Source organism: Mesorhizobium sp. M1169 (assembly GCF_040318345.1).
In the GTDB taxonomy this organism is placed as follows: domain Bacteria; phylum Pseudomonadota; class Alphaproteobacteria; order Rhizobiales; family Rhizobiaceae; genus Mesorhizobium.
The window spans coordinates 24,241-40,860 of sequence record NZ_JAMYME010000013.1; the positions used below are offsets into that span (position 1 = coordinate 24,241).

At 64.7% G+C, this 16,620-nt stretch carries 17 protein-coding genes; 4 read left to right on the plus strand and 13 right to left on the minus strand.

The annotated features are described in order from the left end of the window. Positions 1-34 precede the first annotated feature (34 nt). The 5 genes from NKH41_RS15315 to NKH41_RS15335 are packed head-to-tail and all read right to left on the minus strand — an operon-like array spanning position 35 to position 3,136. On the minus strand, positions 35-730 hold the full coding sequence (locus NKH41_RS15315; protein WP_352471324.1) for a hypothetical protein: 696 nt from the start codon (positions 728-730) through the stop codon (positions 35-37). Positions 731-738: 8 nt separating this feature from the next. Beyond that, entirely contained in the window at positions 739-1,164 is a 426-nt protein-coding gene (locus NKH41_RS15320) for a DUF1178 family protein (RefSeq protein WP_352471325.1), read from the minus strand. After that, positions 1,161-2,027: a carbon-nitrogen hydrolase family protein gene (locus NKH41_RS15325; protein ID WP_352769863.1), complete on the minus strand. Its 867-nt coding sequence runs from the start codon at positions 2,025-2,027 to the stop codon at positions 1,161-1,163. Before NKH41_RS15325 ends, NKH41_RS15320 begins: the two co-directional genes overlap by 4 nt. A gap of 10 nt (positions 2,028-2,037) precedes the next feature. Next, on the minus strand, positions 2,038-2,307 hold the full coding sequence (gene grxC / locus NKH41_RS15330) for a glutaredoxin 3 (RefSeq protein ID WP_352743855.1): 270 nt from the start codon (positions 2,305-2,307) through the stop codon (positions 2,038-2,040). A gap of 28 nt (positions 2,308-2,335) precedes the next feature. Further along, positions 2,336-3,136, minus strand: a complete 801-nt coding sequence (locus NKH41_RS15335) for a ComF family protein (protein ID WP_352570523.1) — start codon at positions 3,134-3,136, stop codon at positions 2,336-2,338. A 54-nt stretch (positions 3,137-3,190) separates the two neighbouring features. Here NKH41_RS15335 and NKH41_RS15340 point away from each other — a divergent pair, with 54 nt between their 5' ends. Beyond that, positions 3,191-4,063, plus strand: coding sequence for a methyltransferase domain-containing protein (locus tag NKH41_RS15340; RefSeq protein WP_352769866.1), 873 nt, complete (start codon positions 3,191-3,193; stop codon positions 4,061-4,063). Between the two features lie 50 nt (positions 4,064-4,113). Here the strand turns inward: NKH41_RS15340 and NKH41_RS15345 are convergent, their stop codons facing one another. The 5 genes from NKH41_RS15345 to argJ all read right to left on the minus strand — a co-directional run bounded on the left by NKH41_RS15345 (position 4,114) and on the right by argJ (position 7,292). Continuing rightward, on the minus strand, positions 4,114-4,293 hold the full coding sequence (locus NKH41_RS15345; protein ID WP_023677981.1) for a Flp family type IVb pilin: 180 nt from the start codon (positions 4,291-4,293) through the stop codon (positions 4,114-4,116). Positions 4,294-4,419: 126 nt separating this feature from the next. Then, positions 4,420-4,725, minus strand: a complete 306-nt coding sequence (locus NKH41_RS15350; protein WP_023677980.1) for a hypothetical protein — start codon at positions 4,723-4,725, stop codon at positions 4,420-4,422. A gap of 127 nt (positions 4,726-4,852) precedes the next feature. After that, positions 4,853-5,275, minus strand: coding sequence for a (deoxy)nucleoside triphosphate pyrophosphohydrolase (locus NKH41_RS15355; protein WP_023677979.1), 423 nt, complete (start codon positions 5,273-5,275; stop codon positions 4,853-4,855). After that, entirely contained in the window at positions 5,272-6,051 is a 780-nt protein-coding gene (locus tag NKH41_RS15360) for a GNAT family N-acetyltransferase (protein WP_352570524.1), read from the minus strand. Before NKH41_RS15360 ends, NKH41_RS15355 begins: the two co-directional genes overlap by 4 nt. Then, entirely contained in the window at positions 6,051-7,292 is a 1,242-nt protein-coding gene (argJ, locus tag NKH41_RS15365) for a bifunctional glutamate N-acetyltransferase/amino-acid acetyltransferase ArgJ (RefSeq protein ID WP_352471333.1), read from the minus strand. The genes NKH41_RS15360 and argJ overlap by 1 nt, the downstream gene beginning before the upstream one ends. A gap of 179 nt (positions 7,293-7,471) precedes the next feature. Here argJ and NKH41_RS15370 point away from each other — a divergent pair, with 179 nt between their 5' ends. After that, positions 7,472-8,698: a caspase family protein gene (locus NKH41_RS15370; protein WP_352769870.1), complete on the plus strand. Its 1,227-nt coding sequence runs from the start codon at positions 7,472-7,474 to the stop codon at positions 8,696-8,698. Positions 8,699-8,701: 3 nt separating this feature from the next. On the opposite strand, the gene NKH41_RS15375 is transcribed toward NKH41_RS15370, so the two are convergent. Further along, positions 8,702-8,938 carry a putative antibiotic biosynthesis monooxygenase gene (locus tag NKH41_RS15375; RefSeq protein WP_352769874.1) on the minus strand — a complete coding sequence of 79 codons (237 nt, stop codon included), beginning with the start codon at positions 8,936-8,938 and terminating at the stop codon, positions 8,702-8,704. Positions 8,939-9,047: 109 nt separating this feature from the next. Between NKH41_RS15375 and NKH41_RS15380 the strand changes: the two genes are divergently transcribed. Next, positions 9,048-9,704: a TetR/AcrR family transcriptional regulator gene (locus NKH41_RS15380; RefSeq protein ID WP_352933064.1), complete on the plus strand. Its 657-nt coding sequence runs from the start codon at positions 9,048-9,050 to the stop codon at positions 9,702-9,704. 43 nt (positions 9,705-9,747) lie between these two features. On the opposite strand, the gene NKH41_RS15385 is transcribed toward NKH41_RS15380, so the two are convergent. After that, positions 9,748-10,665, minus strand: coding sequence for a peptidylprolyl isomerase (locus tag NKH41_RS15385; RefSeq protein ID WP_352456658.1), 918 nt, complete (start codon positions 10,663-10,665; stop codon positions 9,748-9,750). A 252-nt stretch (positions 10,666-10,917) separates the two neighbouring features. Between NKH41_RS15385 and secA the strand changes: the two genes are divergently transcribed. Continuing rightward, the gene (secA, locus tag NKH41_RS15390; protein WP_352617241.1) at positions 10,918-13,650 is read left to right on the plus strand and encodes a preprotein translocase subunit SecA; all 2,733 of its coding nucleotides are present in this window, start codon (positions 10,918-10,920) and stop codon (positions 13,648-13,650) included. A gap of 148 nt (positions 13,651-13,798) precedes the next feature. On the opposite strand, the gene NKH41_RS15395 is transcribed toward secA, so the two are convergent. Then, positions 13,799-16,393, minus strand: coding sequence for a helix-turn-helix transcriptional regulator (locus tag NKH41_RS15395; protein WP_352777470.1), 2,595 nt, complete (start codon positions 16,391-16,393; stop codon positions 13,799-13,801). Between the last annotated feature and the right edge of the window lie 227 nt (positions 16,394-16,620).

The window sequence follows — 16,620 nt, forward strand, 5'->3', positions numbered from 1 at the left end:
GGCGGAAGCGAATCCCCACAAGCGAAACGGAGCATCATTTTCGCTTGTCGAAATGCGCTTCAGCTTCTTGTCGCCTGATACGCCTCTGATATCGCCGCCGGGCGAAAAAGACGATCAAGTCTGCCAGCCAACCTGGAGCATTGAGATGGAGCAAGGCATCACGCGCGCTATCAATTTGCCGACCATTCATCGCTACATTGGAAAAATCCGAGGGTTCCGTTTGTCGAGCTTCGACCCATTGACGAATACTCGCCCCGTCCGGCAGTTTCGCCGCAAAAGCCAGTTCACGTCTCATGCAAACCCACTCCACCCGGTGGCGCAATTCCTCCTCATAGCCAATGCCTCGCTGATGGAGACGCGCATGCGTCGCCTCATGCACTATCGCGCTGGCGATCTGGTCGGTCAGCGTGTGCTCGCCTAGAACAAATCGCCGATCAAGCTCGCAAGTCGAAGTCGATTTCACAAATTGCGCAGCGGCACCTAGATTGATTGTAATCCAGATCCGTTTGAGATCGCGGACCAGACGGCTGTATCGAATAGGGTCAAATTCTTGAATCAACCGCAGCGCGGCGGCAACCTTATCTGCATCTTTCCCACCGCTCTCGCCATTATAGAAAACTGGCAACCCATCGATCGTCCTCTTATCGATCGACTTTATAGCCAACCAGCTGAAAACACGGATCACTACCTCTGAACCACGCCGCTTTTCAGTCTTCTCCGGATGGGGCAAGACTTTCCTCAGTTGCGGTCGTCGGGGAAGCTTGGAATAGGCATGAACTCGACACCGTCTTCGGCGAGGCTCTTGGCCTCGTCCAGCGTCGCCTCGCCATAGATACCGCGCGGATCGCTTTCGCCGAAATGGATCTTGCGCGCTTCCTCGGCGAATTTGTCGCCGACATAGTCGGCATTCTCGCGCACCTTGTCGGCCAGCGCCTTGAGCTGCGCCAGCGCCTGCTTCTGCGCCTCGCCCATGGCCAGCGCGATGCTTTCGCGCTTGCGCCCGGTGGAGACGGCAGGCGCCATCAGCGCCTTGTCGACCTTGTGCGAGCCGCAGGCCGGGCAATCGACGAAACCGCGCCTCTTCTGGGTGTCGAAATCGTCGTTGCTGCGGAACCAGGCCTCGAACTCGTGCTCGTGCTCGCAGATCAGGGAAAAGCGGATCAAGAGGCGGCACCCCTCAGCGGCATTGCCTCCGCCGAACCGGCGTTTACGGCAAAATCGCGTGCGTTTTTGAGATTCGGTATCTTTTTGCGCGCGGCGACTGACTGCGCCGGGTCGATCTCGGCGACGATCACCGCCGGCTCGTCATGCGCAGCTTCGGCGACGATGCGGCCCCAGGGATCGACGATCAGCGAATGGCCATAGGTTTCGCGGCCGTCCTCGTGCACGCCGCCTTGCGCGGCGGCAACCACATAGGCGCCGTTCTCGATGGCGCGCGCCCTGAGCAGCACGTGCCAATGCGCTTCGCCGGTCTGGCGGGTGAAGGCGGCGGGCACCGAAAGCAGATCGGCGCCGGCCAGCGCCTCGGCACGGAACAGCTGCGGAAAGCGCAGATCGTAGCAGACGGCAAAGCCGAGCTTCGCGCCATTGATTTCGGCGACGACGGCCTCGGTGCCAGGCTCATAGGCGGCGGATTCGCGCCAGCTCTCGCCATTGTCGAGATCGACGTCGAACATGTGGATCTTGTCGTAGGTGGCAATCCTGGCGCCGTCCGGCCCGAACAGAAGGGCGCGGTTGGCAAGCTTGCCGTCGGCGCGCAGAATGGCGGTCGAGCCGATATGCAGGAAAATGCCGAGCTCGCTGGCCAGCCGCCGCGACGTCGAGACGACGATGTCCTTGTCTTCGGAGGTGAAGGAAGCGGCCCGCGCCTGGCTGTCGCGGATCAGCGCGCCGGTCATTTCCGGCGTCTGGATATAGGTCGCGCCAAGGCCTGCTGCCTCGCGCACCAGCCGTTCCAGATCGACCGCATTGCGCTCCGGGCTGGTTCCCGAACGCATCTGGATCGCCGCCGCCTTGAAACCACCCATCGTCATGTCCTTATCTGGCCGAGCCGTTGGCGAGCAATTTGTCCAGCCGTCCTTCCGCCTCCAATTCGTGGAGATCGTCGGAGCCGCCGACATGCGTGTCGCCGATGAATATCTGCGGAAAGGTGGAACGGCCGTGAGCGCGGGAGATCATCTCCTGGCGCAACTCCGGCGAAAAGGAGGCGTCGTGCTCGGTGTAGGCGACACCCTTCCTGTCGAGCAGCCGCTTGGCCGCGGTGCAATAGCCGCACATCATCCGCGTGTAGATCGTCACATCGACCATCGGTCAGCAATCCTGCCTCGTTCCTAGGCTATATAGGCGCCGATTCGTCGGCCCGAAAGTCCCCCGGCAGCACACGCGCAAAGGTCAGTACGTCGACCGCGCCGGCACCGCCCTTCTTCAACGCCTTGGCGACCGCGCGGACGGTGGCGCCGGTGGTGTAGACATCGTCGATCAGCAGCACCCGGCGGCCGGCGATTTCGATCTCCGCCTCATCAGGCACTTTGAATGCGGCGCGAACATTTTCCTCGCGTTCCCGCCGCTCAAGCCCGACCTGCTGGCGCGTGAGTTTGACGCGCCTGATGGCTGATGGCGCGAAAGGCCGCTCCCCGAGCTGCGCCACCGCCCGCGCCAGTTCCGCCGACTGGTTGAACTGCCGCCTGAAGAAACGCCGCCAGTGCAGCGGCACCGGCACGACCACGTCGGCCTCGGCGATGAGCTCGGCACCGGCGCGAAGCATCCAGCGCGCCATCCACGGCGCCAGATCGGTGCGGTCCTGGTATTTCAGCCCTTGCACCATCTGGCGGGCAACGCCGGAATAGGCGACCGCCGCCCGCGCGCGCTCGAACGGCGGCGGGTCGGCTATCGCCTCCGCCGACAGGAAACCCTCACCCATATTGTGGGTGAACGGCGTGCCCATCACCGGGCACCACGGCCGTTCCAGCAGCCTGAGTTTCGGCCAGCAGGCGCCGCACAACACGCCGGGCTGCGAGACATGGCGGCGGCAGCCGGCACAGACCGGCGGGAACAAGAGGCGCGCTGGCCAGCCCAATGCCTTGCGGGCAATGCTCTTGATCGCACTACGCTTGATCTCTGGCATGGGATCGGCCACGTGGTTGGTCCTCCGCATCACTATATCAGAGAGCGAAGCACAAGGACCTGCCCATTGCAGCCTGTAATTGACACCTCGCTCTGGCTGGCGCGCAAGCGCCGGGCACTGGCCCGCCCCATCGCCGGCGCGGATTTCCTCATGCGGCGGGCGGCCGAGGATCTTGCCGACCGGCTCGGCGCCGTCGAACGCGGGTTCGGCAAGGCGGCCTCGTTGTTTTGCCAGACGCCGGCTGCAGCAGAGGTGCTCGCCGAAAGCGGCAAGGTGACGGAAAACGTGCGCGTCGAGGCCGACGCCGCTTTCCTGGGTGGCCAGCCAGGACTGTTGGCGCCGTTGGAAACCGTGCCATTCGAGCCGGAAAGCCTCGACCTCGCAGTGTCGCTGCTGTCGCTGCAGGCGATGAACGACATTCCCGGCATGCTGGTGCAGGTCCGCCGGGCGCTGAAGCCGGACGGGCTTTTCCTTGGCGCCTTCGCCGGCACAGGCACGCTCTCCGAACTGCGCGAAAGCCTGCTTGCCGCCGAGACCGAACTCTATGGCGGCGCCAGCCCGCGTGTGATCCCGTTCACCGACGTCCGCGACGCCGGCGCGCTGCTGCAGCGCGCCGGCCTGGCACTGCCAGTTGCCGACGTCGAGACGATCACGGTGCGCTACGATTCGCTATTTGGCCTGGTCGCCGATCTGCGCGCCATGGGCGAGACCAGCGCGCTTGTCGACCGCAGCAGGCGGCCGGGCACGCGAGCGCTGTTCGCGCGCGCCGCCGAAATCTATGCGGAGCGGTTTTCGGATGCCGATGGCCGCGTCAGGGCGAGTTTCTCGGTGGTCTGGATGTCAGGCTGGGCGCCCGATGCCTCTCAGCAAAAGCCGCTGAAGCCGGGCTCCGCAAAAATATCGCTGAAGACAATCCTGGAAAACCCCGGCGGCCCCTGAGCGCATCCTTGCGCAAAAGCTAAGCGTATCCCACGCAAAAGCTAAGCAGGTCACTGTGCAAAAGCGTTGGCAAGCTTGCTGCTGTTGTCGCTGAACAACCACTGGATGGCGCCGGCAGCCTGGCCAATACCAGCGACAATGGCAAGCGACAGAACGGCGACGATCAAACCATATTCGATAGCCGTCGCACCCCTCTCGTCTTCTAAAAATCGTTGCAGCAACATTTTCATGGGCGCCTATCCCTCTTGCCCGAACCTAGCGCCGACCCGTTAAGAAAGGTTAATGCGACAGGCTTAACGCGCGGTGAACCAGCTGCATTCTAGGAACCAGCCGAATCCTAGAGATCTGTTGAGGAGTCAGCAGTCGCCGCTGCTTCTGCCATCGGCCCGTATAACGCAGACCGAACTGGGCAGCGGCTGCAGCACGCTCTTGCGTAGCGTATAGCTATCGCGCTGGCCGATCGAGCCGGTGCTCATCGTATCAAGCCCGTCGCGGGCAAACTGCGAGCGGGTCCGGCTGTCGAGGTAGGGCGTCGCGATCAAGGCCAGAGCCACCGCGGCCGAGCCGAACAAGAGGGCGATGCGCAATATTCCCATGCCGGCATTGGCGGCGCCAGGAAGGCGGTCGGGCCAAGGCGAGTCCCAGTCCTTTTCAAGGCTCATGCAAATCGCTCCCCAGCGGTGGAATCGGCGTAACCGCCTGGCGTCAATTTTTCACGGTCAGATAAATCTTTCATTAACGCTGCTGCCAGCGCGTTGCGGCGCTGCCCGATTTACGGCAGGTCGGCCATTACAGCAGATCGATGAGGAACTGGATCAGCGGGGCATCGGCCGGCGGCATTGGAAAATCGCGCATCTGGCGCGGCCGCACCCATTTCAGCACCTGGCCTTCCTTCGGCTGGGCAATGCCGCGGAATCGACGGCAGACGAACAGCGGCATCAGCAGGTGAAAATCATCGTAGGAATGGCTGGCGAAGGTGAGTGGCGCCAGGCAAGGGATGTCGGTTTCGATGCCGATCTCCTCGTACAATTCGCGGATCAGGCATTGTTCCGGCGTCTCACCGGGCTCGACCTTGCCGCCCGGAAACTCCCACAGGCCGGCGAGTTGCTTGCCTTCGGGCCGCTGCGCCAAAAGCACGCGCCCGTCGGCATCGACCAGCGCGCAGGCCGCGACCAGGAGCAGGCGTTTGCCGATCGTATCCAAGCCGCTCATGCGCCGGGTGGCCGGCGATAGCGATAGCGATAGACTTCGTCGAATCCGAGCGAACGGTAGAGCGCCAGCGCCGGCGCGTTGTCCGCCTCGACCTGCAGCCAGGCTTCCCGCGCCCCGCGCAGCCGCGCCCATTTCAGCGCCGACCGGATGAGATGGCGGCCATGGCCCTGGTTGCGCACCGACCTGTCGGTGGCGATCTCGAACAGGCCGGCAAGGTCGCCGTCATGCACGCAGATCAACGTTGCCAGCGGTTCGCTGCCGGCCTCCAGCGCAAACAGCCCGGCCTCCGGCTGGATGGCGCCGATGATCTCCGACAGGCCCGGCCGCAGCGACACATCCGAGCCGCTCACCTTGAGCGCCGCGCCGATGAAACGGCTGATGTCCTTCAACGGAATCTGGTCCATGGCGTCGTCGAGCGTGGCGTCCGCCAGCGGCAGCCGCATGACCAGCGACTCCGCGAATATGCTCCAGCCCTCGCCGTCGAGGTACTTCGAAAGATCCGGCCCCGACAGCGGCGAGATGCGAAAGGTCAGCGGCCTGCCATAGGCGTCGAAGCGGCGGCTGGCGCGACCGATGCGCTCGGCAATGTGCTGGATGTCGCCCGGATCGAGCGGATTGACCGAGTTCAGCCGCTTGGCCGGGTGGCCGGCCGTCAGCCGAACCACCCAGGTGCCGTCATAATGGACGGCGGCCGCCGGCCAGGCGCGAAAGCCGGCCGCCTCATAGCGGCGCACGATCGCCAACACGCTTGCCGGATGTCTGGAAGCCAACGCCATCAGCTCCGATAATCGCCGTTTATGGCGACATATTCCTTGGTGAGATCGCAGGTCCACACCGTCGCCTTGCCGCGGCCGATGCCGATGTCGGCGCGGATGCGGATCTCGTCGCGCTTCATATACGCCGAAGTCGCCTCCTCGGAATAAGCGGCGTCGCGCTCGCCCTGATAGGCCAGGCGGTTATCGCCGAACCAGATCGACAGAAGGTCGCGGTCGGCCGGTTCGCCGGCCTTGCCGACGGCCATGACGACGCGGCCCCAATTGGCGTCCTCGCCGGCGACTGCCGTCTTGACCAGCGGCGAATTGGCGATCGACAGCGCGATGCGCTTGGCCGAGCGGGCCGATTTGGCCCCGGTGACGGTGACCTCGACCTGCTTGCGGGCGCCCTCGCCGTCGCGCACCACCTGCAGTGCCAGCGATTTCAGCACCTTGCCGAGGGCACGGCGGAAGGCGCCGAGGCGCGCATCCTTGGGGTCGGAAATTGCCGGCGCGCCGCGCCTGGCGGCAGCACCCGTGGCGAACATCAGCAGCGTGTCGCTGGTCGAGGTGTCGCTGTCGACGGTAACCGCGTTGAAGGTCTTGGCCGTGCCGCGCGACAGGAGGTCCTGCAGCACCGGTGCTGCGATCGGCGCATCGGTGGCGATGAAGGAAAGCATCGTCGCCATGTCGGGCGCGATCATCCCGGCGCCCTTGGCGATACCGTTGATGGTGACGTCGGCATCGCCGAGCTTGACCGTCGCGGTCGCCAGTTTGGGATAGGTGTCGGTAGTCATGATCGCCTTGGCGGCTTCGGTCCACAATTCCGGCTTGCCGTCCTTGACCAGCCCGGCCAGCAGATGGCTGAACTTGCCGGCGTCGAGCGGTTCGCCGATCACGCCGGTCGAGGCCAGGAATACCTCGCCCGCTGTGCAATCGGCCGCTTTCGCCGCCACCTCGCCCGTGAGTGCCGTCGAGGCGCGGCCCTTCTGGCCGGTAAAGGCATTGGCATTGCCGGAATTGACCACCAGCACGCGTGCCTTGCCAGCCACGAGATTCTGCCGGCAGAAATCGACCGGCGCCGAAGGGCATTTCGACCTGGTGAACACGCCGGCGACGGTGGTGCCGGCGTCGAACACCATGGCCAGCAAGTCGGTGCGGTTCTTGTATTTTATGCCGGCCTCGGCGGTGGCGATGCGCACGCCCTCGATCACCGGCATCTTGGGATATTTCTTCGGCGCGAGCGGCGAAACCTGTGTGGACATGGAAGACCCCGGGCGGGAAAAATCGCGAAAGGAACGCCGGTTTGCCCGATAGCACGCGCTGGCGCAAGGCGTTTCACAGCCGTTACGGGTGCCGGAAGCCTGACACCGCCTCATGCAGCAAGCAGGCTGTTGCAAATTTGTTGGCGTCGCTGCGACCGATAGCGCTATGATCCTTCCCCATGGGCAGGCTTGTGGTCTTGGCACTGGCGTTTCTGGGCTTTCTGCTGCTGCGCGCCGATGCGCAGACGGCGCGGCGCGTGGCGCTTGTGGTCGGCAACGGCAGCTACGCCGAAGCCGGCACGCTGGCCAATCCCGTCAACGATGCGCTCGACATCGCCGACAAGCTGCGCGCCATCGGTTTCGAGGTGATCGAAGGCAACGATCTCGGCAAGCGCGAGCTCGAACGCAAGATCGGCGAATTCTCCGATGCGCTGCAGGGTGCCGGTGCCGGGCTGTTCTACTATGCCGGCCACGGCCTGCAGGTCGACGGGCGCAACTTCATCGTGCCGGTCGACGCCCGGCTGGACATGCCGGTCAAGCTGCAGCTCGAGGCGGTGCCGATCGACGAGGTTCTCGACATCATGGAGCAGCAGACCAAGGTCAGCCTGGTCTTCCTCGATGCCTGCCGCAACAACCCGTTTGCCCGAAGTCTCAGCCGCAGCGCCACGACGCGCTCGGCGACGGCTCTCGCCGGTCTTGCCCAGTTCGAGTCGACACGCGGCTCATTCATCGCCTTCTCGACTGCGCCCGGCGCCGTCGCAATGGACGGGACGGGACGCAACTCGCCGTTTGCCGCGGCACTTTTGCGGCATATGGCGGAACCCGGACAGAGCATCAACGACATGATGATCGCGGTGCGCCGCGACGTCGTTTCGGCAACGCGCGAGGCGCAGCGTCCCTGGGAGCAGGGGTCGCTGCTCGAGCGTTTCGAATTCGTTCCGGGCGGAGACACTGCCCAGCAACCGAAACCGGCCGTCAGCCCGGCTCCCGCGTCGCAGGTGGCTGCGCTCGAACGCTCCGTCGGCGACGAGGGTGCCATCGAAAAATTCTTGCGCGAAAACTATCTGGCGCCTGATGCCAGGAGAATGCGCGAAACCGTCAAGCGGCTCTACGGTTCGTCGGCCATCATCTACGGCACGCGCTACGACAGCGAGGCGATCGTCAAGGTCAAGACCGACTGGTTCGCGCAATGGGCATCGTGGTCGTTCGGTCTCGAGCCCGGCAGCCTTGAGGTGACGCCGCACGGCCAGGACCGTGCCGACGTGGTTTTCGCCATGCGCTACGACTATGTGCCGAAGGACAAATCGGCGCAGCGCCTGACCGGCAAGGCGCGGGTGACGCTGGAACTCGTGCTGGCCGATGGCGCGTGGCGCGTTGCGTCGGAAACGTCGCAAGCGCTGGAATGAACATCAGCGGACCGCCGGGTTGATGAACCCGCGAAACGCCTGCTGCACGCCCGGAATCAGTCCCCAGATCATGATCGAGACCATCAGCGGCGCGATGACCAGCGTGCGCTGCCAGATTTGCCATTCCTGCGTCAGCGGAAAAACCACGTACAAAATGGCAGTGATCAGCGGATACACGCCGAGCAGCACCAGCAGGGCGAAGCGCAGGCGCGAAAAGCGGGTCACGGCGGTCGAGTTCATCAAACTCTCCTTATCGTTACGGAACGTTCCGTTACATATAAAACGGATCGTTCCGTTTCGTCAAGAGTTGTATATGATGGCTGGCGAAATCGCGGGTAAGGAAGAAGAGATGGGCGAAACCACCGATCCCGGGCGCAAGTCGGCTGGCGCACGGCGCAGCCCGGAAAGCGCCGATGCGATTCTCGATGCCGCCGAGGCGGTACTGGTCGAAGCTGGCTATTCCGGCTTCTCGATCGAGGCGGTGGCGCGCCGCGCACGCGCCGGAAAACCGACGATCTATCGCTGGTGGCCAAGCAAGGCCGCCTTGCTGCTCGACGTTTACCAGCGGCAAAAGCGCGTCGACAATCCCGACACCGAGAACCTTGCGGAGGATCTCGTCGGCTTCCTGAAGAGCTTGTTCGCGCATTGGCGCGACACGTCGTCGGGTAGCGTGTTCAGATCGCTGATTGCCGAGGCGCAGTCGGACGAAAAAGCCGCCGCCGCCCTCGCCGAATACGCAAGAGGGCGTCGCATCCACACCGGCCAGATGGTCGAACGCGCCAAGGCAAGGGGAGAGATAACTGCCGACGTCGATGCCACTGTCGTCGCCGACCTGATTGCCTCGTTCGCCTGGACGCATCTTCTGACGAACCGCCTGGACGAGGACGAAGCGACGCTGCGCAGGGCGGTCGGCTATGTCTTGAAAGGCATAGTCGCTGACGATGCCGACCACGCCACGGCGGTCCGGCGGCGGCGTCGACGCATCATCGCTCGCCCTACCAAATAGAAGCGACAGGGCGGCAGCGCGCCCTGTCGTAGCCCAATCTGGCCTATTTGGCGCTTTCCAGCGCGTCGACCGTCTTCTTCAGGTTCGCATCGGGGATGTCGACCTTGGCGTTGGCGCGCAGCGACTTGACCAGCGCGAAATACTTGTCGCGGATGACCGCCTGGCGCGCCTGGTCCTTGACCTGGTCGAACGCCGGCGGCTGCTTGGTGCGCTTGTCCTCGACCTTGATGACGTGCCAGCCGAACTGCGACTGCACCGGCTGGTCGGTATATTTGCCGACCGCCAGCGCAAACACCGCCTTGTCGAATTCCGGCACCATCTGGCCAGGTCCGAACCAGCCGAGATCGCCGCCGCTGGTTTTGCCGCTCGGATCGCTGGTGTGCTCGTTGGCAAGCTTCTGGAAGTCGGCGCCGCCGTCGAGCTGCTTGATGATGGCGTCTGCCTCTTCCTTCGTCTTCACGAGGATGTGACGGGCGTGCACCTCATTGGTGGGCGGCGTGTTGGCGATTTCCTGGTCGTAGCGGGCGCGGACCTCGGCATCGGTAACCTTGTCGACGACGCCCTTCTCGACCATTTCGCCATGCAGCGCGCGCTGCTGCAGGAATGCCATGCGGCGCTGGAAGTCGGGGTCCTTGTCGAGGCCGGTGGTCACCGCCTGAGCCGCCATCACGCGGATTTCGATCGCCGCCGAAAGTGCCGCGGCGCGGCGCTGCTCGGGCGGAAGCTGCGCGAACTGCTGCGACAGCTCGCCCTCGGCAAGCCCAAGGTCTGCCTCGGTCAGCGTCTGGCCGTTGATGGTGGCGACCACGGCGTTCGGATCGACCGGCTTGGCCGCCGGAGCGGGTGCTGCCGGCTGGGCAGGGGCGGCCTCCTGTGCCATCAGCGGCGACAGCGAGAGGGCCGATAGCCCGAATGCCAGACCAAGGCTGGCGAGCGACGCGCGGCGGAACAATACTGACATTACGATTATCTCCAAAGCGGGGTAGCTAGAGCGGAATGGCTTCCAGACCAGCAAGATTGTGGCGGAATTTGGCGCGGTCGACAGGGCGAGCGCGGCGTTGACATCGAATGAGCCCCCTCTTATCTGTCCAACGACTTTGCGTCCAGAACCGTTTTCCGGGCGCTTTTTGCGTTTGTCCGCGTTCACGTGGAGTTGATGGGGCCAGCCGGCGCCTGTCGCAACGACTTGGAATGCTATCGAAAGGGCCATTGGATGGTCAGTCTCGGCGGTCTCGCCCGTAAGGTTTTCGGCTCCTCCAACGATCGTCGGGTCAAATCGACCCGGCCGCGCGTCGAGGCGATCAATGCCATGGAAAACGAGATGCGGGCGCTTTCCGACGCCGAGCTTCAGGCCCGCACGGACAAATTCCGCCAGGACATCGCCAACGGCGCCAGTCTCGACGACCTCCTGGTGCCGGCCTTCGCCACCGTGCGTGAGGCCGCCCGCCGCGTGCTCGGCATGCGGCCGTTCGACGTGCAGCTGATCGGCGGCATGGTGCTGCACAATGGCGGCATCGCCGAGATGCGCACCGGCGAAGGCAAGACGCTGGTGGCGACGCTGCCGGTCTACCTCAACGCGCTCGCCGGCAATGGCGTCCATGTCGTCACCGTCAACGACTATCTGGCCACGCGCGACTCCGAATGGATGGGCCGCGTCTACAAATTCCTCGGCCTTAAGGTCGGCGTCATCGTCCACGGCCTGTCCGACGAGGAGCGCCGCGTCGCCTACGCCGCCGATGTCACCTACGCCACCAACAACGAGCTCGGCTTCGACTATCTGCGCGACAACATGAAATACGAGCGCGCCCAGATGGTGCAGCGCGGTCACAGCTACGCCATCGTCGACGAGGTCGATTCCATCCTGGTCGACGAAGCGCGCACGCCGCTGATCATTTCCGGTCCGCTCGAGGACCGTTCGGAAATGTACAACACCATCGACACCTTCATCATCCAGCTGCAGCCGCAGGACTACGAGATCGACGAGAAGCAGAAGACCTCGATCTTCACCGAGGAAGGCACCGAGAAGCTGGAGAACATGCTGCGCGATGCGGGTCTGCTCAAGGGCGAGTCGCTCTACGACGTCGAGAACGTCGCCATCGTCCACCACGTCAACAACGCGCTGAAGGCGCACCGGCTGTTCCAGCGGGACAAGGACTACATCGTACGCAACGGCGAGATCGTCATCATCGACGAGTTCACCGGCCGCATGATGCCCGGCCGCCGCTATTCGGAAGGCCTCCACCAGGCGCTCGAAGCCAAGGAGCATGTGGCGATCCAGCCGGAGAACCAGACGCTCGCCTCGGTCACCTTCCAGAACTATTTCCGCCTCTACAAGAAGCTCGCCGGCATGACCGGCACGGCGCTGACCGAGGCCGAGGAATTCGCCAACATCTACAATCTCGACGTCACCGAGATCCCGACCAACCTGCCGGTCATCCGCATTGACGAAGACGACGAGGTCTACCGGACGGTCGAGGAGAAATACAAGGCGATCGTCAAGGAAATCAAGGAAGCCCGCGCCAAGGGCCAGCCGACGCTGGTCGGCACGACTTCCATCGAGAAGTCCGAGCAGCTGGCCGAACGCCTGCGCAAGGAAGGTTTTAAGGATTTCGAGGTGCTGAACGCCCGCCACCACGAGCGCGAGGCGGCGATCGTGGCCCAGGCCGGCAAGCCCGGCGCCATCACCATTGCCACCAACATGGCCGGCCGCGGCACCGACATCCAGCTCGGCGGCAATGCCGACATGCGCATCGCCGAGGAGCTTGGCGACATGCCAGCCGGCCCCGAGCGCGAGGCCAGGGAAAAGGAAATCCGCGACGACATCGCCCGGCTGAAGGAAAAGGCCCTCGCCGCCGGCGGCCTCTACGTGCTGGCCACCGAACGCCATGAATCGCGCCGCATCGACAACCAGTTGCGCGGCCGCTCGGGCCGCCAGGGCGATCCCGGCCGGTCGAAATTCTTCCTGTCGCTGCAGGACGACCTGATGCGCATCTTCGGTTCCGAGCGCATGGACGGCATGCTGCAGAAGCTCGGCCTCAAGGAAGACGAGGCGATCATCCATCCGTGGATCAACAAGGCGCTGGAAAAGGCGCAGAAGAAGGTCGAGGCGCGCAACTTCGACATCCGCAAGAACCTCTTGAAATACGATGACGTCTCGAACGACCAGCGCAAGGTGGTGTTCGAGCAGCGCATCGAGCTGATGGACGGCGAGGGCCTGTCCGAGACCATCACCGAGATGCGCGAAGGCGTCATCGAGGAGATCGTCGCCAAGAACATTCCCGAAAATGCCTATGCCGAGCAGTGGAACGTCGCCGGCCTCAAGGCCGAGATCGCCGAATTCCTCAACCTCGATTTGCCGGTCGAGGACTGGGTCAAGGAAGAGGGCATCGCCGAGGACGACATCCGCGAGCGCGTCAGCCAGGCCGCCGAGGCCGCCGCCAAGGAGCGCGCCGAGCGTTTCGGCCCCGACGTGATGACCTATGTCGAGCGCTCGGTGGTGCTGCAGACGCTCGACCATCTGTGGCGCGAGCACATCGTCAATCTCGACCATCTGCGCTCGGTCGTCGGCTTCCGCGGCTATGCGCAGCGCGATCCGCTGCAGGAGTACAAGGGCGAAGCGTTCGAGCTGTTCCAGGCGATGCTGGGCAATCTGCGCCAGGCCGTCACCGCGCAATTGATGCGCGTCGAACTGGTCCGCCAGGCGGCGGAAGCGCCGCCGCCCGAGGCCCCCGACATGTTCGGCAGCCACATCGACGGCTTCACCGGCGAGGACGATTTCGAAGGCGGCGAGACGGCCGTGCTGGTCCGCCAGGAGACCAACGCCATCGTCGCCCCCGAAGACCGTGACCCGAAGAACCCGGCGACCTGGGGCAAGGTCGGCCGCAACGAGGCTTGCCCGTGCGGGTCAGGGAAAAAATACAAGCATTGTCATGGGGCGTTTGCGTAAGGCACTGCTTTCCTTCGCCCCGTTCACGGGGAGTAGGTGCCCGAAGGGCGGAGCCAGCGTTTGCGATTAGCCAATCTCCCCACCTGAGGGGGAGATGGCCGGCAGGCCAGAGGGGGGCGCGAAGGATCGCGACCCGAAGAAGACAGGCTCAAATCAACCCCGAATCGCGCGCCGCGGCCGTCGCCTCACCCCGCGAAACCGCGTCCAGCTTGCCCAGAACCGCCGAGACGTGGTGATCGACCGTCTTCGGCGAGATGGTCAGCTGCTCGGCGATCCGCTTGTTGGAGAAGCCGCGCTCGATCAGTTGCAGCACCTCCATCTGGCGCTGGGTCAGGCCGGCGCGATTGGCGCGCGTAGTTCGGCGCGGCCCCCTTGCGATGCCGTTGACGCCGTTGCGGCGCATGATATCGCGCAGGTGAAGGGCGACGGGCCGGGCGCCGAGGCTTTCGAAAATCTCCAGCGCCAGACGCTGCGCGGTCTCGTTACCCTGCGCCAGCGCAAGCCCGCGTTCGTAGGGCGCGTTTATCTCGGCCCATAGTTCTGCCGCCGCCCGCCAGTCGCCGGCGAGCAGCAGCCGGTAGGGCGCAGCCATGCCGATGGTGTCGCCTGGATCCATGTCCGGCGCCAGCTTCTGCCGCCACGTCGCCAGCTCGCCGAAACCCGCCCGCGTCGTCGACAAGCTCTCAGCCAGTGCGATCAGGCCGAGCGCCTCATCCTTGTCAGCCTGGCCGAGCCACGCCCGTTCGGCCATCAGCGCCGCATAGGGCGCCAGCCGCTGCAATTCCAATCCCTTGTCCAGGAACTGCGTCATTTCGGCAAAAAGCGGCTCGGCGGACGGGTCGCCGCGCCGTATCCGCAACTTTGCCAGGGCCACCACGGCGGGATAGCGGACCAGCATCGTCGCCTGATCGTTGGCGATCACCTCGAGCGCCTCGCCGGCAGCCTCTTCCCATTGCCCCTGGCGCAGCAGCAACTGGGCCAGCACGCCGCGCATATAGTCGCGCCAGGTGACGAGATCGTTTTCGACGCAATAGTTGATGCCGCGATCGAGGAACGACCGCGCCTCAGCGAAGCCGAGCTGGTTCATCTCGCTGCAGGCGCTGTTGGTGAAGGCGCGCGCCGCATGTTCCTGAAAATTCTGCTCCAGCGCGATCTCCAGGCTGCGAGCAAGGTGCAGCCGTCCGTTTGCCAGATCCAGCCACTGCTCGGCGCTGCCGACATTGTTGAGCGCGTGGCAGACGATGTCGGGCCGGTTCAGTTGTTCGGCGAGCGCAATCGCCTTGTTGCCGAGCCGCAGCGTGTCGTCGAGCCTTTCGGCCAGCATCGCCAGTTGCGAGAGGTTGGAATAGGCCATGGCCAGCTCCGGCCCGGCCGGCGCGGTCTCCAGCAGCTGAACCGCCTGCTCGCCAAGGGCATCGGCAGCCATGCGGTCGCCAAGCAGGTAAGCAAAGCGCGACAGCCATCTGAGGCAATCCCCTTCCTTCGCCGTATTCCCCTGGGCCTGATGCAGCCGGCGCGCCTGGTCCTGCGCGGCGATGGCCTCGTCGATCTTGCCGATGAGGTGGCACTCGAAGGCATATTTCTCATGGAGCGCCGTGCGCTCCTCCACCGGCAGGCCGTCGGCCTGCCGCAACACGGCTTCATAGAAGCCGGCCGCATCGCGATGGGCGCCGACGCGGGAGGCCTCGCGCGCCGCAACCGGGGCCAGCTCGCGCACCGCCTGCAGATTGTGCGCCTCCACCGCGTGATGCACCAGGCGGCCGGTGGAGACCTCACTGTTTTCGAGCAGGGCGGCCAGGGCGCGCTGGTTGAACTGCCGCCGGTGGCTCGTCGTCAGCATCGCCTCGATGGCGCGGCGGGCGATCTCGTGCCGGAACGCATAGCCGTCGCCCTGATCCTCCAACAAGCCGTTGGCGACGCATTCGGCAAGCTGGCCGGCGCTGGCGACGCCGCACAGGCCCTGCAACGCCCAGGCATCGGCCCGCCGTGGAAACACCGACACCGCGTCGAGCATCGCGCGGGCGCCGGCCGACAGGCGCTCGGCCCGCGCCAGAACCGCGTCGCGCACGCTTGCCGGCAGCGCCGTTTTTTCCTCGCATCCGCTGCACAACAGTTCGGTGACGAAAAAGGCGTTGCCCGCCGTCGCCCGGTAGATAGCCTCGCCATCGCGCCCCGCCGCCTCGGCCAGCGACAGCACCGCCGACTCGCTGAGCAGCGGCACGTCGATGCGCGCGACGCTGCCTGCCGGTATCTCGCCGAGCGCGCGGCGCACCCGCATCTGTCCCTCGCTGCGATCGGTGCGCGCCGTCAGCAGCAGCAAGAGATGCCTGTTGGCGATGCGCCGGCCGAGAAAGCGGACGAAATCGAGCGTCGCATCATCGGCCCAGTGCAAGTCCTCGATCACCAGCAGGGTCGGCTGCGCCTTTGTCTCGAAGATTTCGAGTGCATCCGAAAACAGCGCCAGCCTCTGTCCCTGCCGATGATCGATCGCCTGCGGCAGCGCCCATTGCGCGTCCCGCGCCAAATCGTAAAGCGGCCCGAGCGGATCGGGTATCGACAGATCCTCGCAGGCGCTGCGGAATATGCGCGTGGCTTGCGCAGTCCGGTCGATGAAGGCCTCGACAAGCGCGGTCTTGCCGGCCCCGGCCTCGCCAGCAAGCACCGCGACGCAGCCACGGCCGCGCCCGGCATCGGCCAGCAGCCCGTCGAGTCGCTCCAGCTGTGTCTGCCGTTCCAGAAGCATCATTCGCTCACGGAGATCGAGTTCGCCAAAAAGGCGGACCCGCGATGGACCCGCCAACATATCCCCCGTCCATAACGCTGCCAACATAGGGAATCGTCCCGCCAAAAATGGGGAAAGGTTCCGATGTGCGCTCTGGCCGGGCGTGATCAATGTCGAGCCGCGCTCAAACCGGGCGTGACCCACTGGAGAAAGGAAGGCTTCGATGCCTCGCTATCTGATTGAACGCA